The organism is Terriglobia bacterium (genome assembly GCA_036496425.1).
Lineage (GTDB): Bacteria > Acidobacteriota > Terriglobia > 20CM-2-55-15 > 20CM-2-55-15 > 20CM-2-55-15.
In genome coordinates this window covers 1-16,102 of sequence record DASXLG010000101.1, presented here as the reverse complement: position 1 = coordinate 16,102, position 16,102 = coordinate 1, and the positions used below count along the sequence as shown (strand labels likewise).

Genomic DNA, 16,102 nt, shown 5'->3' with positions numbered 1-16,102 from the left:
TGGAGATGGTGATGCCGGGGGACAATGTGAGCCTGGCGATCGAATTGATCACGCCGGTGGCGTTGGAAAAGGGGCTGCGGTTCGCCATTCGTGAAGGCGGACGTACGGTCGGCGCCGGTACGGTTGCGGAGATTATTGCCTAAATTTTATGCTGAACGAAAAGATTCGAATTCGATTGAAGGCGTACGATTCCCGGGTGCTGGACCAGTCGGCCACCGAAATTGTCGACACGGCCAAGCGGACCGGCGCGCGTGTCGCGGGACCGATTCCGCTTCCAACGATTATCAACAAGTTTACGGTTCTCCGTTCGCCGCACGTCGACAAGAAATCGCGTGAGCAATTCGAGATTCGGACGCATAAACGGCTGCTCGACATCCTGGAGCCGACGCCGCAGACGGTCGACGCGCTGATGAAGCTCGATCTGCCTGCCGGCGTTGACGTGGAGATTAAGGCGTTCGGGCGGGAGCACGCAAAATGATCAACGGATTACTCGGCAAGAAAGTCGGGATGACGCAGTTGCTGCAGGCTGACGGCACCGTTGTTCCTGTTACGGTCATTCAGGCGGGCCCTTGCGTCGTCGTCCAGAAAAAGACAAAACAAAAGGATGGCTACGACGCCGTTCAGCTCGGGTTTGTCGAATTCATCAAGCCGAAGCGCGTGAATAAGCCGATGACGGGACACTTCAAAAAGTCGAATGTCGCGCCCGCCCGGTTTGTCCGCGAATTGGCAGTGGAGGGTGACGAAGCTGCGAATCCAGGCGACAAGGTGATGGTGAGTATCTTCAATCCGAATGAACTCGTCCACATCATCGGAACGAGTAAAGGCCGGGGTTTTGCGGGTTTCGTCAAGCGGCACCATTTCCGCGGCGGCCGCGCGACGCATGGGTCGATGTTCCATCGGGCGCCCGGCTCGATCGGATCTTCGGCGTATCCATCGCGCGTTCTGAAGGGGATGCGCATGGCCGGACATCTGGGCAACGCACGCATCACCGTGCAGAACCTTCGCGTGGCCAGTATCGATCAGGAAAACAATCTTCTCTTCGTGCGCGGTGCAGTGCCGGGCCCGGCGGGCGGATACCTCGTCGTGGAGAAATCAGGGCGATAGGCGTGGGGAAAAGCTAACAATGGCAACCGTAGATGTCAAAAACTTAAAGAACGAAGTCGTCGGAAAGGTCGATCTCGAAGACGCGGTTTTCGGCGGCCCGATCAATGAAGGTCTCATGCACCTGGCGGTGAAGCAGTATCTGGCGGGCCTTCGGTCGGGGACGCACAATACGAAGACCCGAGCCGAAGTCTCGGGCAGCGGCAAAAAACCGTGGCGTCAGAAAGGTACCGGCCGAGCGCGCGTCGGAGAAATCCGCAATCCGCTGTGGCGTAAAGGCGGTACGGTTTTCGGGCCTCGCCCGCGAAACTACGAAGCTCCTCTGCCCAAGAAAATGTTCCGCGCCGCGCTCAAATCGGCCCTGGCCAAGAAGCTCAAAGAAAATCAATTGAACATTGTCGATGCGTTCGCGCTCGAAAGCCACAAAACCAAAGCGTTCTTACAGGCGCTGGCCGGCCTTGGTTTCGACCGCAAAGTTCTGCTGGTGGACCACCAAGAGAATCCGAACCTCTGGCTTGCCGCGCGCAATATGAGTGACGTTCAACTGCTTCCCAATCTTCAGGTAACGCCGTATCACGTTTTGAACGCCAGGCACGTGGTTTTCACGAAGGCGGCAATTCAGGCTCTGCAGGAGGTGCTGGCGAAATGAGCACCCTTTACGATGTCATCAAACGTCCAGTGATTACTGAAAAAGGCCTCACTCTTAAAGAAAACGAGCGCACTCTCTGCTTTGAGGTTGCCGACAGCGCGAGCAAGAAGCAAATCCAGGAAGCGGTCGAGCAGTTCTTCAAAGTGAAAGTGCAGGCGGTTCGCACGATGGTTGTTCCAGGAAAGATGCGCCGCCGCGGCAAGTACACCGGTTATCGATCGGACTGGAAGAAGGCATATGTCACGCTCCGCGAAGGTGAGAAGATGATCGAGTACGGAGATAATCTGTAATGGCTATCAAGAGTTTCAGGCCAAAAACCCATTCCCTTCGGTTCAAAACGGTCATCGATTACAAGGTGGATCTCACGACCGATGAGCCCCATAAGCCATTGCTCGAACGGAAAAACCGGATCGATGGCCGCAACAATTACGGCCAGATGACGATTAATCATCGTGGCGGCGGAAATAAGAAGCATTATCGCCTGATCGATTTCCGGCGCGACAAGATCGGGATTCCCGCGAAGGTGGAAACCATCGAATACGATCCGAATCGCTCCGCCTTCATCGCTCTGCTTTGTTATGCCGACGGCGAGCGGCGGTACATTCTTCAGCCGGTTGGCCTGAAGGTTGGCATGTCGGTCATCGCCGGACCCGAGGCGGATATTCTGGTCGGCAATTCGCTGCCCCTGAAGAACATTCCGCTCGGTACAACCGTTCATAACATCGAACTGCGGCCCGGCAAGGGCGCGCAAATGGCCCGAAGTGCCGGCGCTGCCGCGCAGCTTGTCGCGAAGGAAGGCACTTATGCGCACGTGAAGCTGCCTTCCGGTGAAGTGCGGCTCGTCAATGTGGATTGCAGCGCCACGATCGGCCAGGTCGGGAACCTGGATCACGAGAACATCACGATCGGCAAAGCGGGCCGCACGCGTCACATGGGTATTCGCCCTACAAATCGCGGTGTCGTCATGAATCCCGTCGATCATCCGCATGGTGGTGGTGAAGGCCGCGTCAAGGGATATCATCCGATGACGCCATGGGGCAAACCGACGCTCGGATACAAAACACGAAACAACAAACGAACTGACAAGTTCATCGTGAAGAGGAAGAGCAAGTAGCATGCGTTCACAAAAAAAGGGTGCGTTTATCGATGAACCCCTGGCGAAGGCCATTGCCGGATTGAATGCCCGGAACGAAAAGAAGATATATAAGACGTGGTCGCGCCGGTCAACGGTCATCCCGGAGATGGTCGGTCACACGATTGCGGTGCACAACGGGAAGAAATTCATTCCAGTTTATGTGACGGAAAACATGGTCGGTCACAAGCTCGGCGAGTTCGCGCCGACGCGCACGTTCAAAGGCCATAGTGCCTCAGGCGGAAAGGACAAGGCGGTCGCACCGGCGGCATCTGCGGGCGGCGGTGGGGCAGCTTCCGCAGCTCCGAAAGCGGGCTGAGGCGCCAGGGAAGTCTTATGAAGAGCAAAGCTACAAGCAGATTCATCCGGATGTCGCCGCAGAAGGCGCGGCTGGTCGTCGACCTCATTCGAGGCAAGAACGTGAACGAGGCGTTGATGACGCTGAAGTTCACCAACAAACCGAAGTCGACGCGTGAGATCGAGAAAGTCGTAAAGTCCGCAGTCGCGAACGCGACTCAGAAAGACGAGAACGTGGATGTGGACAACCTGTTCGTTGAGACGTGCTTTATCAACGAAGGGCCGCGCTTGAAGCGAATCCGCCCTGCGCCAATGGGCCGCGCATACCGTTATCAGCGCCGTACGTCGCACATCACCATCGAACTTGGAGAGAGAGAATAATGGGTCAGAAGACACATCCTTATGGATTCCGTCTTGGCGTTACCAAGCCCTGGCGGTCACGATGGTTCGCCAAGCGCGATTACAGCCGCCTTCTTCACGAGGACCTGAAGCTGAAGCGCGATCTGAAGAAGCAGCTCGGCCACGCCGGTGTGAGCAACATCGAAGTGGAGCGGATGGCAAACAAGCTCCGGATCACGATCTACACGTCGCGTCCGGGAATCATCATCGGTCGTAAAGGCGCGGAAATCGACAAGCTCAAAATCGATGTTCAAAAGCGGACGAACCGTGAGGTCTACATCAATATTCAGGAGATTCATCGTCCTGAACTTGATGCGCAACTCGTCGCGGAATCGATTGCAATGCAGCTCGAGAAACGCATCGCTTTCCGCCGCGCCATGAGAAAGTCGGTCGACTCGGCCCTGCGCTTCGGCGCCAAGGGGATCAAGGTCCGCGTCAGCGGCCGGTTGAACGGCGCCGAAATCGCGCGTTCAGAGTGGTATCTGCAGGGCCGGCTCCCGCTGCATACCCTTCGCGCGGATGTGGATTATGGCTTTGCGCAGGCCTATACCACTTACGGAGTCATCGGAGTCAAGTGCTGGATTTACAAAGGCGAGATTCTGCCGAGCAAACAGCCGCAGGGGCCTGCGGCGGCGCGCATCTAGAGGAACTGAACCATGTTGATGCCAAAGAAAGTCAAGTACCGGAAACAGCAGCGCGGCCGCATGAGAGGCAAGGCGTGGCGCGGTTCATCACTCGAATTCGGTGATTTCGGTTTGAAGACGCTCGATGCCGCGTGGATTACCGACCGCCAGATCGAGGCCGGCCGTATCGCGATCACGCGTTTCGTCAAGCGCGGCGGTAAAGTCTGGATCCGGATTTTTCCCGACAAGCCCGTTACGAAGAAGCCTGCGGAAACCCGTATGGGTAAAGGGAAGGGCGCGCCCGAATACTGGGTGGCCGTTGTGAAGCCCGGCCGCATTCTCTACGAAATGGAAGGTGTGCCGGAAACCGTCGCGCGCGAAGCCATGCGCCTGGCAGCCCAGAAGCTGCCGGTGCACACGAAGTTTGTGATGCGCGAAGAGCGTGCAGAAAAGACGGGGGGAGCGCAGTGAGATCTGGAGATCGGGCAAAGAAACTTCGCGACATGACCTCCGAGGAGTTGCAGCGGCAGGACGGAGAGATGAATGAGCAGATGTTCAAGCTGCGTTTTCAGTGGGCCATGGGCCAGACAGAGAGCCTCAACAAAATGCGGGAATTGCGGAAGGACAAGGCGCGGTTGTTAACGATTTTGCGCGAGAAGAATAATGGCTGAAACAGCGACTACCAACGAAAAAGAAGTCCGTCACCGGCAGGAAAAAGTCGGCATTGTCACCAGCACCAAGATGCAGAAGACAATCGTCGTGGAAGTGCGGCGGCGAGTGGCGCATCCGGTGTACAAACGCATCATGACGAAGCGTTCGAAGTTCATGGCGCATGACGAGCACGGTAAGGCTCACGAAGGCGACATGGTTCGAATCGTTGAGAGCCGCCCTCTCAGCAAAAACAAACGGTGGAGCCTCAAAGAGGTTATCCGCGCATCGACGACGGGGGTGTAAGAAGTCATGCCTGTTCAAATGAGAACCATCCTCGAGGTGGCCGACAATTCGGGAGCAAAGCGGCTCGCCTGCATCCTGCCGCTCGGAGGATCGACCGGCCTCAAGGCCGGCCTGGGCGATATCATCACGGCTTCGGTGAAGGAAGCCAGCCCGGACAGCAACGTCAAAAAGGGATCGGTTGTGAAGTGCGTCATCGTCCGTACCCGCAAGGAGACGCGCCGCAAAGACGGGACATATATCCGGTTCGATACCAACGCCGCCGTCCTTATCAATGACGATCACGAACCGATCGGAACCCGTGTGTTCGGACCCGTTGCGCGCGAGTTGCGCGACAAGAAATTCATGAAAATTGTTTCATTGGCTCCGGAGGTGATCTAATGCCGGCCCTTCCTCCAATCAAAAAGAATGATGAAGTATTTGTCCTGCGCGGGAAGGATCGTGGAAAAAGCGGTCGTGTGCTGATCGTGATCCCGAAGGATCAGAAGATCGTGGTTGAAGGCGTCCAGATGATCAAGCGCCACACCCGGCCGAATCCGCAGCGCAATATCAAGGGCGGCATCGTCGAGAAAGAAGCGCCGATTCACATGTCCAATGTCGCGATCGTCTGCAAAAGCTGCAAACAGCACACGCGCATCGCCAACAAAGTTCTTGCGGACGACCGCACCGTGCGGGCCTGCAAGAAATGCGGAAGCACTATCGAGTAGTCCCTGGAGAACCGACGTGAGTAAGAAAGAAGAGAAGCCGAAGAAAGGCAAAGCCGCGAAGGACGCGGCAGAAGCCGCACCGCAGGAAGCGGGAAAGAAAGCTGCCAGGCCGAAAGGCCCGCAGGAGCCGCCGCGTTTGAAGGTGCGCTACACCAAGGAAATCGTTCCTGCGCTGATGAAGCACTTCAAATACGCGAACGTCATGGCTGTGCCGAAACTGGAAAAGATTGTCATCAATATGGGACTTGGCGAAGCCGTGGCAAATGCGAAGATTCTCGATGTTGCTGTGGATGAGCTGGGCCGCATTTCGGGCCAGCGTCCGGTCGTTACGCGGGCAAAGAAGTCCATCGCGAACTTCAAACTGCGGCAGCACATGCCGATCGGGGCGGCTGTCACGCTCCGCGGCGAACGCATGTTTGAATTCCTCGATCGTTTGACCAGCGTCGTTCTGCCGCGCGTGCGCGATTTCCGCGGTGTCTCGACCAAGTCGTTCGACGGCCGGGGGAACTACACGCTGGGGCTCCGGGATCAATTGATCTTCCCGGAGATTTCGTACGAAAAAGTGGACAAGATTCGCGGCATGAACGTGACGATTGTCACGACAGCCCGCAGCGATGATGAGGCCAGGGAATTATTAAGACAGTTTGGAATGCCGTTCAGGCAAGCCGTTTAGGCAATAGGAGAAAGAATGGCTCGAACGTCCGCCGTTGCTAAAGAAGCAAAGAAGAAGAAATTCGCCGTTCGATACCACAGCCGCTGCAAGCGCTGTGGCCGTCCTCGCGGCTTCCTTCGAAAGTTCCAGCTCTGCCGAATTTGCTTCCGGCAGTTGTCGCTCTCGGGCGAGGTCCCGGGCGTAATCAAGAGCAGCTGGTGATCCGGCGTGCCAAGTAAACGAGGTTTAACTTAAATGACCGATCCGATTGCAGACATGTTGACCCGCGTCAGGAATGCGGTTCAGGCGAAGCATCAGAAAGTGGATATGCCCGCGTCGAGACTGAAAGTGGAGATTGCCCGGATCCTGAAAGAAGAGGGTTACATTTCTCATTTCAAGACCAGCGACGAGGAAGGGAAAAACTTTCTCACGCTCTTCTTGAAATATGGGCCGAAAGGCGAGCACGTCATCTCCAATATCGAACGTATCAGCCGGCCGGGGTGCCGCGTCTACGTATCGAAAACGGAAATTCCGAGAGTGCTCGGCGGCCTGGGTATCAACATTCTGACGACGTCACATGGCGTGATGACCGGTAAGCAGGCGCGCAGGCAGGGTTTCGGCGGCGAGCTGCTCTGCAATATCTACTGAGGAAGAACGTATGTCGAGAATTGGTAAAAAGCCCATTCCCGTGCCCGACAAGGTCAAGGTCGACATCAAGCCGGATACGGTCGTCGTTACCGGTCCAAAGGGAAGTGTGACCAACCTCATTCCACCGGGAATCAAGTGGCAGCAAAAAGACAAGCAACTCGTTGCAGTACGCCTGGACGACAGCGGGCCGCAGCGGGCTTTTCACGGTCTGGCGCGTGCTCTGGTCGCCAATGCCGTCCGCGGAGTGACCGAAGGTTTTTCCCGGGAACTGGAAATCGTCGGTGTGGGCTACCGCGCGGAACAGAGAAAGAACTCGGTGGTTTTTACGCTGGGTTTTTCCCATCCGATCGAGTATCCGATTCCGCCTGGAATCAGCATAACGGTTGACAAGCAGACGCGGCTGGTCATCACCGGGGTGGACCGCCAGCAAGTCGGACAGATTGCGGCGAATATCCGATCGTTGAAGAAGCCGGACCCATACAAGAACAAGGGCATCCGGTACTCCGGCGAGGTCCTGAAGAAGAAAGCCGGAAAGGCCGGAGGTAAATAAGTATGGCAACTGTATCGTCCAATGAAGTTCGGATGCGGATCCATGAGCGCATCCGCAAGCATCTCAGCGGGTCGCCTGGCCGGCCGCGTCTCGCCGTCTTCAGAAGCAACAAACACATTTACGCCCAGATCATTGACGACTCCAAGGGCACCACATTGACAGCTGCGTCCACGCTGGACGTCGATACGAAAAAGGACGTCAAACAGGGCGGCAATATCGCTGCTGCAAAGGCGGTCGGAAAGCTTGTTGCCGAACGCGCGAAGGAGAAGGGCATCGGCGCCGTTCTGTTCGATCGCGGCGGCTACCTTTACCACGGCAGAGTCAAGGCATTAGCGGAGGCAGCCCGGGAAGCGGGCCTGAAATTTTAGTGCGCAATACCAGACGAATCGATCCTGCACCATTGCAACTGAAAGACACCGTCGTGTCGATCAACCGCGTCACGAAAGTCGTCAAGGGCGGTAAAAATCTGAGTTTCAGCGCGCTTGTAGTTGTCGGTGACGAAGGCGGACACGTCGGATACGGGAACGGAAAAGCGAAAGAAGTTGCCCAGGCCATTCGTAAAGCCATAGAGGCCGCAAAAAAGAATTTGATCAAGGTTCCGTTGACCAATAACACGATCCCGCACCAGATAATGGGTTTGTTCGGTGCCGGCCGTGTGCTGCTGAAGCCCGCCGTCGAAGGTACCGGAATTATTGCCGGCGGCGCCGTTCGCGCGGTAATGCAAGCCGCCGGCGTGCAAAATATCCTGACGAAGTCGATCGGAACTTCGAACCCCCACAACGTCATCAAGGCGACGTTCGAGGGGTTGCGCAGTCTTAAGGACCCGCAGGAAGTTGCCAGACTGCGCGAGAAACAACTGGAAGAGATTTTGGGGTAACACATGGCGACGAACAATAAAGCGGCCGCAGGCAAGTTGAAGATTCAATATTACCGAAGCGCCATCGGCTTCAATGTACAGCAGAAACTCGTTGTCAAAGGGCTGGGGCTGCGCAAGCTGAATGCGATTCGTGAAGCCGAGGACACGCCGGCCATCCGGGGGATGGTGGCGAAGGTTCCGCACCTCGTGCGGATTCTGGAGCAATAATTATGTCAGGTATCAACACCTTAAGGCCGGATCCGGGATCCACGCACAAGACCAAACGAATCGGACGCGGGCCCGGCTCAGGACACGGAAAAACAGCCGCTCGCGGAAGCAAAGGCATGTGGTCCCGTTCGGGCAGCAGCCAGAAGCGCGGTTTCGAAGGCGGTCAGATGCCGTTGCACCGGCGCATGCCGAAGCGCGGCTTCACGAACGCGATATTCAGGAAGGAATTCTCGGCCGTGAATATTCGCGATCTGGCGAAATTCGAAAACGGAACGAAAGTAGGACCCCAGGAGCTCGTCGATAAAGGCATTATCCGCAAGGTCGCCCCGAACGGCCTGCGCGTGCTTGGCGACGGCCAGATCGACCGCGCGCTCCACGTCTCCGCCCATTATTTTACGGAGAGTGCCCGTGAAAAAATCACGAAAGCCGGAGGCACCGTCGAGGTAATCAGCCTGTGATCGAAGCGCTACAAAACATATTTAATGTGCCGGATCTCCGGAAACGGATCGCGTTCATGTTCGCGCTCCTCGGTGTGTACCGCATCGGTGCGTTTATCCCGACACCCGGCATCGATTCGCAGGCGTTGTCCAATTTCTTCTCGAACAATGCCGGAACCGTTTTCGGTATGCTGGATCTGTTTTCGGGCGGCAATTTCCGGCGTTTGACAATTTTTGCGTTGGGCATCATGCCGTACATCACGGCGTCGATCATCCTTCAGCTGTTGACGGTTGTCTGGCCCTACCTGGAGAAACTCTCCAAAGAGGGCGAACTCGGACGCCGGAAAATCACGACCTACACTCGCTACCTCACGGTTGTTCTTAGCGCCGTTCAATCGGCGGGAATCGCGATTGCACTCGAGCGCCAACCGGGATTCGTCGTGAATCCGGGTATCGGTTTCATCGTGATGACCATGTTGACGCTGACGACCGGATCCGCGTTCATCATGTGGCTGGGAGAACAAATCACCGATCGCGGCATCGGGAACGGAATGTCGTTGATTATTTTTGCCGGTATCGTTGTCGGCCTGCCCCGCGGCATCGCCGATGTTTACGACAAAATCAGTACCGGTGAATGGTCGGTCTTCGTCGTTCTGCTTCTTCTGGCTGCGATGGTTGTGATTATCGCCTTCATTGTTCTGGTGGAGCGCGGGCAACGGCGAATTTCGGTACAATACGCGAAGCGCGTCGTCGGACGGCGGGTGCTGGGCGGGCAATCGACCCATCTCCCCCTCCGCGTGAATACAGGCGGCGTTATTCCCGTTATCTTCGCGTCGTCCATCCTGACGTTTCCTCAGACCTTCGGCCTGGTTATCAAAGACAATACTTCCGGGATCGGCCACTTCCTGACCAGAGTGACGGACGCGCTGCGATTTGGCGAGCCTATTTACAACCTTCTCTATGTTGTCGGCATCATCTTCTTCTGCTACTTCTATACTTCGATCATCTTTAACCCGAACGAAGTTGCGGATAACATGCGGAAGTATGGCGGATTTATTCCGGGCATCCGGCCGGGTAAACGGACAGCGGAATATGTCAACTCTATTCTGACCCGGCTTACTTTAGTCGGCGCGCTGTACCTTGCCTTGATTGCCATTATTCCAGAATTCCTTATAACTGGTTTCCACGTGCAGAGTATTCCATTTATCGGAGCGGGGCTGGACGCCAGGCTGCCGCAATGGATTACTCAGGGCCTTCGCGTGAACTTCTATTTTGGCGGAACCTCTCTGTTGATTGTGGTCGGAGTAGCGATGGATACTATTCAGATGGTCGAGTCGCAGTTGATCATGCGTCACTATGACGGTTTCATGAAGAAGAATCGAGTTCGAGGGAGAAGAAGTTAGATGGGCCGGAAGATCGTGATCCTGGTAGGTCATCCCGGCGCTGGCAAAGGGACGCAGGCGAGATCAATTATGCAGAGGCTGCAGATTCCGCAGGTCTCGACGGGCGACATGCTGCGCGAAGCAATCGCGAACAAAACGCCGTTCGGATGCGAAGCCAAGACCAAGATGGATGCCGGCGAACTTGTCAGCGATACGATCGTCAACGGTATTGTTGCGGACCGGATTCAGCGTGACGATTGCCAGAAAGGTTTCATCCTGGACGGTTATCCGCGCACCGTTTCACAGGCATACACATTTCGCGCGCAGATGAACAGCGGTGACGAATTGTCGGTGATCGAAATCGGCGCGGATTCCGAACGGCTGCGCCAGGAAAAACGATTGATCGGACGGTTGATGTGCCCGGGCTGCGGTGAGATCTATAACCAGTACAGCCGAGTACCGAAGGCCGACAATATGTGTGACAAATGCGGCAAAGGTCTCATTCACCGGTCCGACGACCGGGAAGACCTGATTCTCGAGCGGTTCCGGACGTTTCGCATGAAGAATCAGCCGCTCGTGGAATTTTACAAAAGCTTAGGCGTCTATCATCAGGTAGACGGCATGAGACCCATTGGCCAGGTGACGGAGGAGATCCTGAAGATCATCGAAACGGTTCCGACGCCCGTTACTAATGGAAGGAAATAAGGCGATTGCCTAAAGAAGACGCTATTGAAGTCATTGCGACGGTGATCGAGCCGCTGCCGAATGCGATGTTTCGTGTCGAATTGGACAATAAGCACCAGGTGCTGGCTCACATCTCGGGAAAGATGCGGAAGAACTTTATCAGAATCTTGCCCGGAGACAAAGTCGCGGTCGAGTTGTCACCGTACGACCTGACCCGGGGCCGGATCGTATACAGATACAAGTGATGATTGGTGAATAGATATGAAAGTCAGAGCATCCGTTAAGAAGATTTGTGACAAGTGCAAGATTGTGCACCGCAAACGCGTCGTGCGCGTGATTTGCGTCAATACCAAACACAAGCAGAGGCAGGGCTAAACCATGGCACGTATTGCTGGCGTAGATCTTCCGCCGAATAAACGCATCGAGATCGGTCTTACGTATATCTACGGGATCGGCCGTTCCCAGGCGAACAATATCCTTGCTTCGGCCGAAGTCCATCCCGACACGAAAGTCCGTGAACTGAATGATGATCAGGTCAACAAAATCCGCAAGGTCATCGAAGAGCAACATCGAGTCGAAGGCGACCTTCGGAAGGAAATTTCGTTCAACATTAAACGCTTGATGGAAATCGGAGCGTATCGCGGCCTTCGCCACCGGCGTGGATTGCCGGTTCATGGCCAACGTACACATACCAACGCGAGGACACGGAAAGGACCGCGCCGCGGCGCGATCGCTGTTCGTAAGAAGGCAAGCGCGAAGACTTAAACCGATCGGAGAATTCAATGGCTGGTCAACCCAAGAAAAAGGGTGCAAAGAAGAAAGAGAAGCGGATCGTGCCGGCGGGCATCGCCCATATCCAGGCGTCGTTCAACAATACGACCGTGACGATCGCCGACATGGAAGGCAACGTCGTGTGCTGGTCCAGCGCGGGATCGCTCGGCTTTAAAGGATCCCGCAAAGGGACACCGTTCGCCGCGCAGCAGGCCGCGATGACTGCGGCCAATCGCGCCCGTGAAGCCGGAATGCGCACACTGGAAGTCAGCGTCAAAGGGCCAGGGTCGGGACGCGATTCGGCGATTCGGGCATTGCAGACGGCTGGTTTGGAAGTGAGAGCGATTCGGGACGTGACGCCGATACCTCACAACGGTTGTCGGCCGCCGAAACGAAGAAGAGTGTGATTCAAATTTCCAACTTCGAATTTCCAGTTTCGAATTTCAAATGGAGATTCGAAATTCGAGATTGGAAGTTCGAAATTTAAGGAGATCAGATTTGGCTAGATACATAGGACCCGTTTGCAGGCTGTGCCGCAGAGAAGGGATGAAGTTGTTCCTGAAAGGCGAGCGTTGTTTCAAGCCGTCCTGCGGAATCGAGAAACGCAACTTCTCCCCCGGACAGCACGGGCACGACCGCAAAGCGAAGATCGTCGGATATGGCCTCCAACTCCGCGAGAAGCAGAAGGTGAAGCGTATGTACGGCGTTCTGGAGAACCAGTTCCGGTCGTACTTCGAAAAAGCCGTCCGGCAGAAGGGCGTCACCGGCGAAAACCTGCTGGCACAACTCGAGCGGCGCCTGGACAACGTCCTTGTCCGCCTCGGTTTCGCAACAACTCACGCTCAGGCGCGGCAATTCGTTCGTCACGGGCATGTGCTGGTGAATGGCAAGAAGGTCAACATTCCCTCCTATCAGGTTGCCATCGGACAGGAAGTTTCGGTGAAGGAGAAGATGAAAAAGAATGTTCAGGTGGCCGGCGCACTCGAACTTGTCGGCGGCCGCGGTACCCCGCACTGGCTTGAACTCAACAGCGAAGCCGTGTCCGGGAAAATCCTGGCTCTGCCGAAACGCGAAGACATCAATATGCCGATCCAGGAAAGAATGATCGTGGAGTTGTACTCAAAATAAGAGCGCGTAAGGCGCTTCCGCGGCTGGCCTCAACGCCGGCCATGGATGGGAGAACTAAATATGCTTTGGAAAGGTTTTCAGAAACCCAAGAGACTGATCTCTGTCAGCGATCCGGTGCCTACCGATCAATACGCGCAGTTTTCCGCGCAGCCGTTCGAGCGCGGTTTCGGAACCACGATCGGGAATGCACTTCGCCGGGTTTTGCTGTCGTCGATCGAGGGTGCCGCAATCACGGCGGTCAAGATCGAAGGCGTGCTGCACGAATTCTCTTCGATCCCCGGCGTCGTCGAAGATGCTACCGACATCATTCTGAACTTGAAGCAGATTCCGCTGAAACTGCACGGCGATGAGCGCAAGACCATCTACCTCAAAGCGACCCAGCCCGGAGCCTACACTTCGGCAAACCTCGAGCACGATGCCGATATCGAGATCCTCGACAAGAACATTTACATCGGCACCGTCAGCGAAGGCGGCTCCTTGCAGATCGAGATGCGCATACAGAACGGCCGGGGTTATGTCTCCGCCGATCGCAATTTCGACGAAGATCTCGGTATCGGTTACATTCCCGTGGATTCCGTCCATTCTCCCGTGCGCAAGGTCAATTACTATGTTGAAGCCGCGCGCCTGGGCCAGGTCACGGATTACGACAAACTGACGATCGAGATCTGGACAAATGGCTCGATCACGCCGCAGGACGCGCTCGGTCTTGCCGCCAAACTGATCAAAGATCACATGCAGATCTTCATTCAATTCGAAGAGAAGCCCGAACCGGTGGAAGAACCCGCCGAGATTCGTCAGGACGCCGCAGCTGAGCATCTCAACAAATCGGTCGACGAACTCGAGCTTTCGGTCCGCTCTTACAATTGTCTGAAGAATGCCAATATCCGCACCATCGGCGAACTGGTCACCAAGACTGAGGCCGAGATGCTGAAGACGAAGAACTTCGGGCGCAAATCGCTCAACGAGATTAAGGAAATCCTTTCGAGCATGAACCTTGCGCTCGGCATGAAGGTCGATGAACACGGCCGTCCGATCATGCCCGCGCAAACGGAACAGACGTTATGAGACATCGAAACGGTAATCGCAAACTCAGCCGGAATACGTCGCATCGGCGCGCTTTGTTGAGAAATCTGGTTACGGATTTTCTCGACCACGGGCGCTTGATGACGACCCTGCCGAAGGCCAAGGAAGTCCGGCCTTTGGCGGAGAAAATGATCACGCTTGGCAAGCGGGACAACCTTCATGCCCGCCGCCAGGTGCAGGCGTATCTTCTGCGCGAAGCGATTGCAAAGAAAGTTTTCGACACCATCGCCCCCCGTTTCGCTGATCGTAAAGGCGGTTACAGCCGGATTATCAAGCTGGGCAACCGCAAAGGCGACGGTGCAGATCTGGCGATCATCGAGCTTCTCGGAAGCGAACTGGAAGTGAAGAAAGCCGAACGCGCCGCCAAGGCTGAAGAGAAGCCGGGCAAGAAGGGCGAAAAGCCCGGAGCCGAAAAAGAAGAATAACAGGGAAGAAACCACAAGAAGCACAAAAGGCACAAGATGTTCTTGTGCCTTTTGTGCTTCTTGTGGTTTCTTCCCTGTTATTATTTAAGGACACATGCCCATCGATAATAATGAATACCACGTTGACATGTCATTTACGGGCAAGCAGTTGAAGCTTGCCCGGCCGATCGGCATCGCCGTGGCTATCGCCGGCCTCCTCTTCGTTTTCTCGACCATGACCACAAACATCGCCGCGAGCCTCCTTCCAATGAGTGATGACTACCTTCAGGCGATGATTCCGCCGGCCCCTGATGGTGGAGAGGCGATCGGCTTGACGATGCTCACTCACGAGATATCCGAGAAAACCATCTCCGTCTCCGGCACGATCAAAAACCGGACCAACCAGGCAATGGCGAATGTCCTCGCTGTTGTCCAGATGATCGACACCACAGGCAGATTTCCCCAGACAGTCGAAGTTCCTGTGATGCCGCCTGTTCTGCCGCCCCAGGGCACCGCAACATTCATGACAATGGCAACTCTCCAGGAAAAGGTCGGAGGTTACAGCGTCAAATTCCGGTTTGCCGACGGTCCTTTCATTCCGCACAAAGACGAACGCAGTGCGCCCGTCACCATCACCGCCCAGCCTGAAACAAAATAATGTGGCGGCGTGTTGCGATAATTTTCGCAATTCTGCTCCTGGCCGCGCCGATCAAGCGCGCACAGCCCTCGGCTATTCAATTTCAAATTACGAGTCCTCTTCCACCGGCATCCGGCCGTCTTATTGTCGTTATCTCGAAGTCGAACCGGCCGGAGCCGCGAACCATGCTTGGCGATGCCGATGCAGACGCTCCGATTACGATCGCGAAGGATGTAAGCGGTCTCGGAGGCGGTGGTGGGGCGGTCATCGACAAGACCTCTGACGCATTTCCGATTTCAAGCCTGGACATGCTCGCTGCAGGCGATTATTTCGTTCAGGCCGTCCTGCATACGAATATCGATCTGAATTCGCCGAATGCCCCAGGTGATCGCTTCAGCAGCGTGCGGTCCGTTCACCTCGATGCTCGCAAGGGCGCGCTGGTCGCTTTGGATTTGACCGGCACCGTGCAGACAGAGCAGATGCCTTCCGATGATCAGTATGTGAAGTACGTCAAGATTCAATCGGCTGTTCTGACTCGCTTTCACGGCCGCCCGATCTTCCTGCGGGCTGGAATCATTTTGCCGAAGGACGATGGCCATCAAACCGCGTTTCCTCTCCGGATCCACATCGGCGGCTACGGAACTCGATACACGGCGGTTCAGCGTCTGATGGCGCCCAACTCGCAATTCCGGCGGATGTGGCTCGCCGACGACACACCGCGATTCATTTTCCTTCAGCTCGATGGGGATGGCCCGTATGGTGATCCCTATCAGGTCAATTCCG

General features: G+C 55.8%; 32 protein-coding genes and 1 pseudogene. All 33 read left to right on the top strand.

What is annotated here, in order from left to right; translation table 11 throughout:
- Nucleotides 1-143 (top strand): elongation factor Tu (gene tuf / locus VGK48_07385; GenBank protein ID HEY2380991.1); only part of this gene is annotated, 143 nt, incomplete at its 5' end.
- A gap of 5 nt (nucleotides 144-148) precedes the next feature.
- Complete coding sequence (gene rpsJ / locus VGK48_07380) at nucleotides 149-478, top strand: 30S ribosomal protein S10 (protein ID HEY2380990.1); 330 nt, start codon at nucleotides 149-151, stop codon at nucleotides 476-478.
- A complete protein-coding gene (rplC, locus tag VGK48_07375; GenBank protein ID HEY2380989.1) occupies nucleotides 475-1,104 on the top strand; it encodes a 50S ribosomal protein L3 in 630 nt (209 codons plus the stop codon). Before rpsJ ends, rplC begins: the two co-directional genes overlap by 4 nt.
- 19 nt (nucleotides 1,105-1,123) lie before the next feature.
- Nucleotides 1,124-1,750, top strand: a complete 627-nt coding sequence (gene rplD, locus VGK48_07370; protein ID HEY2380988.1) for a 50S ribosomal protein L4 — start codon at nucleotides 1,124-1,126, stop codon at nucleotides 1,748-1,750.
- Nucleotides 1,747-2,040 (top strand): 50S ribosomal protein L23, encoded by a 294-nt coding sequence (locus VGK48_07365; GenBank protein ID HEY2380987.1) that lies wholly within the window; start codon nucleotides 1,747-1,749, stop codon nucleotides 2,038-2,040. Before rplD ends, VGK48_07365 begins: the two co-directional genes overlap by 4 nt.
- Nucleotides 2,040-2,864, top strand: a complete 825-nt coding sequence (gene rplB / locus VGK48_07360) for a 50S ribosomal protein L2 (protein HEY2380986.1) — start codon at nucleotides 2,040-2,042, stop codon at nucleotides 2,862-2,864. Before VGK48_07365 ends, rplB begins: the two co-directional genes overlap by 1 nt.
- 1 nt (nucleotide 2,865) lies before the next feature.
- Nucleotides 2,866-3,201: a 30S ribosomal protein S19 gene (gene rpsS / locus VGK48_07355; GenBank protein ID HEY2380985.1), complete on the top strand. Its 336-nt coding sequence runs from the start codon at nucleotides 2,866-2,868 to the stop codon at nucleotides 3,199-3,201.
- A gap of 17 nt (nucleotides 3,202-3,218) precedes the next feature.
- A complete protein-coding gene (gene rplV, locus VGK48_07350; GenBank protein ID HEY2380984.1) occupies nucleotides 3,219-3,560 on the top strand; it encodes a 50S ribosomal protein L22 in 342 nt (113 codons plus the stop codon).
- Nucleotides 3,560-4,222, top strand: coding sequence for a 30S ribosomal protein S3 (gene rpsC, locus VGK48_07345; protein HEY2380983.1), 663 nt, complete (start codon nucleotides 3,560-3,562; stop codon nucleotides 4,220-4,222). Before rplV ends, rpsC begins: the two co-directional genes overlap by 1 nt.
- A 12-nt stretch (nucleotides 4,223-4,234) precedes the next feature.
- Nucleotides 4,235-4,672, top strand: coding sequence for a 50S ribosomal protein L16 (gene rplP, locus VGK48_07340; GenBank protein HEY2380982.1), 438 nt, complete (start codon nucleotides 4,235-4,237; stop codon nucleotides 4,670-4,672).
- Nucleotides 4,669-4,872: a 50S ribosomal protein L29 gene (gene rpmC, locus VGK48_07335; GenBank protein HEY2380981.1), complete on the top strand. Its 204-nt coding sequence runs from the start codon at nucleotides 4,669-4,671 to the stop codon at nucleotides 4,870-4,872. The genes rplP and rpmC overlap by 4 nt, the downstream gene beginning before the upstream one ends.
- Complete coding sequence (rpsQ, locus tag VGK48_07330; GenBank protein ID HEY2380980.1) at nucleotides 4,865-5,155, top strand: 30S ribosomal protein S17; 291 nt, start codon at nucleotides 4,865-4,867, stop codon at nucleotides 5,153-5,155. Before rpmC ends, rpsQ begins: the two co-directional genes overlap by 8 nt.
- A gap of 6 nt (nucleotides 5,156-5,161) precedes the next feature.
- Entirely contained in the window at nucleotides 5,162-5,533 is a 372-nt protein-coding gene (rplN, locus tag VGK48_07325) for a 50S ribosomal protein L14 (GenBank protein HEY2380979.1), read from the top strand.
- Nucleotides 5,533-5,859, top strand: coding sequence for a 50S ribosomal protein L24 (gene rplX / locus VGK48_07320; protein ID HEY2380978.1), 327 nt, complete (start codon nucleotides 5,533-5,535; stop codon nucleotides 5,857-5,859). The genes rplN and rplX overlap by 1 nt, the downstream gene beginning before the upstream one ends.
- Nucleotides 5,860-5,995: 136 nt before the next feature.
- The gene (gene rplE, locus VGK48_07315; protein ID HEY2380977.1) at nucleotides 5,996-6,532 is read left to right on the top strand and encodes a 50S ribosomal protein L5; all 537 of its coding nucleotides are present in this window, start codon (nucleotides 5,996-5,998) and stop codon (nucleotides 6,530-6,532) included.
- A 15-nt stretch (nucleotides 6,533-6,547) separates the two neighbouring features.
- Nucleotides 6,548-6,733, top strand: coding sequence for a type Z 30S ribosomal protein S14 (locus VGK48_07310; protein ID HEY2380976.1), 186 nt, complete (start codon nucleotides 6,548-6,550; stop codon nucleotides 6,731-6,733).
- Nucleotides 6,734-6,766: 33 nt separating this feature from the next.
- Nucleotides 6,767-7,159: a 30S ribosomal protein S8 gene (rpsH, locus tag VGK48_07305; protein ID HEY2380975.1), complete on the top strand. Its 393-nt coding sequence runs from the start codon at nucleotides 6,767-6,769 to the stop codon at nucleotides 7,157-7,159.
- A gap of 10 nt (nucleotides 7,160-7,169) precedes the next feature.
- Nucleotides 7,170-7,709: a 50S ribosomal protein L6 gene (gene rplF, locus VGK48_07300; protein HEY2380974.1), complete on the top strand. Its 540-nt coding sequence runs from the start codon at nucleotides 7,170-7,172 to the stop codon at nucleotides 7,707-7,709.
- A 2-nt stretch (nucleotides 7,710-7,711) separates the two neighbouring features.
- On the top strand, nucleotides 7,712-8,077 hold the full coding sequence (gene rplR, locus VGK48_07295; protein HEY2380973.1) for a 50S ribosomal protein L18: 366 nt from the start codon (nucleotides 7,712-7,714) through the stop codon (nucleotides 8,075-8,077).
- Nucleotides 8,077-8,586, top strand: a complete 510-nt coding sequence (rpsE, locus tag VGK48_07290; GenBank protein ID HEY2380972.1) for a 30S ribosomal protein S5 — start codon at nucleotides 8,077-8,079, stop codon at nucleotides 8,584-8,586. Before rplR ends, rpsE begins: the two co-directional genes overlap by 1 nt.
- 3 nt (nucleotides 8,587-8,589) lie before the next feature.
- The gene (rpmD, locus tag VGK48_07285; protein ID HEY2380971.1) at nucleotides 8,590-8,793 is read left to right on the top strand and encodes a 50S ribosomal protein L30; all 204 of its coding nucleotides are present in this window, start codon (nucleotides 8,590-8,592) and stop codon (nucleotides 8,791-8,793) included.
- A gap of 2 nt (nucleotides 8,794-8,795) precedes the next feature.
- Nucleotides 8,796-9,251, top strand: a complete 456-nt coding sequence (rplO, locus tag VGK48_07280; GenBank protein HEY2380970.1) for a 50S ribosomal protein L15 — start codon at nucleotides 8,796-8,798, stop codon at nucleotides 9,249-9,251.
- On the top strand, nucleotides 9,248-10,633 hold the full coding sequence (gene secY / locus VGK48_07275; GenBank protein ID HEY2380969.1) for a preprotein translocase subunit SecY: 1,386 nt from the start codon (nucleotides 9,248-9,250) through the stop codon (nucleotides 10,631-10,633). Before rplO ends, secY begins: the two co-directional genes overlap by 4 nt.
- Nucleotides 10,634-11,317, top strand: coding sequence for an adenylate kinase (locus VGK48_07270; protein HEY2380968.1), 684 nt, complete (start codon nucleotides 10,634-10,636; stop codon nucleotides 11,315-11,317). It abuts the gene before it with no gap.
- A 5-nt stretch (nucleotides 11,318-11,322) separates the two neighbouring features.
- The gene (gene infA, locus VGK48_07265; protein ID HEY2380967.1) at nucleotides 11,323-11,541 is read left to right on the top strand and encodes a translation initiation factor IF-1; all 219 of its coding nucleotides are present in this window, start codon (nucleotides 11,323-11,325) and stop codon (nucleotides 11,539-11,541) included.
- Between the two features lie 16 nt (nucleotides 11,542-11,557).
- The gene (gene rpmJ, locus VGK48_07260) at nucleotides 11,558-11,671 is read left to right on the top strand and encodes a 50S ribosomal protein L36 (protein ID HEY2380966.1); all 114 of its coding nucleotides are present in this window, start codon (nucleotides 11,558-11,560) and stop codon (nucleotides 11,669-11,671) included.
- A gap of 3 nt (nucleotides 11,672-11,674) precedes the next feature.
- On the top strand, nucleotides 11,675-12,061 hold the full coding sequence (rpsM, locus tag VGK48_07255; GenBank protein HEY2380965.1) for a 30S ribosomal protein S13: 387 nt from the start codon (nucleotides 11,675-11,677) through the stop codon (nucleotides 12,059-12,061).
- Nucleotides 12,062-12,078: 17 nt separating this feature from the next.
- On the top strand, nucleotides 12,079-12,474 hold the full coding sequence (rpsK, locus tag VGK48_07250) for a 30S ribosomal protein S11 (protein ID HEY2380964.1): 396 nt from the start codon (nucleotides 12,079-12,081) through the stop codon (nucleotides 12,472-12,474).
- A gap of 91 nt (nucleotides 12,475-12,565) precedes the next feature.
- Nucleotides 12,566-13,195 (top strand): 30S ribosomal protein S4, encoded by a 630-nt coding sequence (gene rpsD, locus VGK48_07245; protein ID HEY2380963.1) that lies wholly within the window; start codon nucleotides 12,566-12,568, stop codon nucleotides 13,193-13,195.
- Between the two features lie 60 nt (nucleotides 13,196-13,255).
- Nucleotides 13,256-14,260 (top strand): DNA-directed RNA polymerase subunit alpha, encoded by a 1,005-nt coding sequence (locus tag VGK48_07240; GenBank protein HEY2380962.1) that lies wholly within the window; start codon nucleotides 13,256-13,258, stop codon nucleotides 14,258-14,260.
- A pseudogene (rplQ, locus tag VGK48_07235) lies at nucleotides 14,257-14,604 on the top strand (50S ribosomal protein L17). Before VGK48_07240 ends, rplQ begins: the two are co-directional and overlap by 4 nt.
- A gap of 193 nt (nucleotides 14,605-14,797) precedes the next feature.
- A complete protein-coding gene (locus VGK48_07230; protein ID HEY2380961.1) occupies nucleotides 14,798-15,340 on the top strand; it encodes a hypothetical protein in 543 nt (180 codons plus the stop codon).
- Nucleotides 15,340-16,102: hypothetical protein (locus VGK48_07225; GenBank protein ID HEY2380960.1), on the top strand; the 763-nt coding region annotated here is incomplete at its 3' end. The genes VGK48_07230 and VGK48_07225, both read left to right, overlap by 1 nt.

Excerpts from the sequence above, each read along its gene's own strand:
- rpsJ (HEY2380990.1), top strand. The coding sequence starts at position 149 with ATGCTGAACGAAAAGATTCGAATTCGATTGAAGGCGTACGATTCCCGG.
- rplC (HEY2380989.1), top strand. The coding sequence starts at position 475 with ATGATCAACGGATTACTCGGCAAGAAAGTCGGGATGACGCAGTTGCTG.
- rplD (HEY2380988.1), top strand. The coding sequence starts at position 1,124 with ATGGCAACCGTAGATGTCAAAAACTTAAAGAACGAAGTCGTCGGAAAG.
- VGK48_07365 (HEY2380987.1), top strand. The coding sequence starts at position 1,747 with ATGAGCACCCTTTACGATGTCATCAAACGTCCAGTGATTACTGAAAAA.
- rplB (HEY2380986.1), top strand. The coding sequence starts at position 2,040 with ATGGCTATCAAGAGTTTCAGGCCAAAAACCCATTCCCTTCGGTTCAAA.
- rpsS (HEY2380985.1), top strand. The coding sequence starts at position 2,866 with ATGCGTTCACAAAAAAAGGGTGCGTTTATCGATGAACCCCTGGCGAAG.
- rplV (HEY2380984.1), top strand. The coding sequence starts at position 3,219 with ATGAAGAGCAAAGCTACAAGCAGATTCATCCGGATGTCGCCGCAGAAG.
- rpsC (HEY2380983.1), top strand. The coding sequence starts at position 3,560 with ATGGGTCAGAAGACACATCCTTATGGATTCCGTCTTGGCGTTACCAAG.
- rplP (HEY2380982.1), top strand. The coding sequence starts at position 4,235 with ATGTTGATGCCAAAGAAAGTCAAGTACCGGAAACAGCAGCGCGGCCGC.
- rpsQ (HEY2380980.1), top strand. The coding sequence starts at position 4,865 with ATGGCTGAAACAGCGACTACCAACGAAAAAGAAGTCCGTCACCGGCAG.
- rplN (HEY2380979.1), top strand. The coding sequence starts at position 5,162 with ATGCCTGTTCAAATGAGAACCATCCTCGAGGTGGCCGACAATTCGGGA.
- rplX (HEY2380978.1), top strand. The coding sequence starts at position 5,533 with ATGCCGGCCCTTCCTCCAATCAAAAAGAATGATGAAGTATTTGTCCTG.
- VGK48_07310 (HEY2380976.1), top strand. The coding sequence starts at position 6,548 with ATGGCTCGAACGTCCGCCGTTGCTAAAGAAGCAAAGAAGAAGAAATTC.
- rpsH (HEY2380975.1), top strand. The coding sequence starts at position 6,767 with ATGACCGATCCGATTGCAGACATGTTGACCCGCGTCAGGAATGCGGTT.
- rplF (HEY2380974.1), top strand. The coding sequence starts at position 7,170 with ATGTCGAGAATTGGTAAAAAGCCCATTCCCGTGCCCGACAAGGTCAAG.
- rplR (HEY2380973.1), top strand. The coding sequence starts at position 7,712 with ATGGCAACTGTATCGTCCAATGAAGTTCGGATGCGGATCCATGAGCGC.
- rpmD (HEY2380971.1), top strand. The coding sequence starts at position 8,590 with ATGGCGACGAACAATAAAGCGGCCGCAGGCAAGTTGAAGATTCAATAT.
- rplO (HEY2380970.1), top strand. The coding sequence starts at position 8,796 with ATGTCAGGTATCAACACCTTAAGGCCGGATCCGGGATCCACGCACAAG.
- VGK48_07270 (HEY2380968.1), top strand. The coding sequence starts at position 10,634 with ATGGGCCGGAAGATCGTGATCCTGGTAGGTCATCCCGGCGCTGGCAAA.
- rpmJ (HEY2380966.1), top strand. The coding sequence starts at position 11,558 with ATGAAAGTCAGAGCATCCGTTAAGAAGATTTGTGACAAGTGCAAGATT.
- rpsM (HEY2380965.1), top strand. The coding sequence starts at position 11,675 with ATGGCACGTATTGCTGGCGTAGATCTTCCGCCGAATAAACGCATCGAG.
- rpsK (HEY2380964.1), top strand. The coding sequence starts at position 12,079 with ATGGCTGGTCAACCCAAGAAAAAGGGTGCAAAGAAGAAAGAGAAGCGG.
- VGK48_07240 (HEY2380962.1), top strand. The coding sequence starts at position 13,256 with ATGCTTTGGAAAGGTTTTCAGAAACCCAAGAGACTGATCTCTGTCAGC.
- VGK48_07230 (HEY2380961.1), top strand. The coding sequence starts at position 14,798 with ATGCCCATCGATAATAATGAATACCACGTTGACATGTCATTTACGGGC.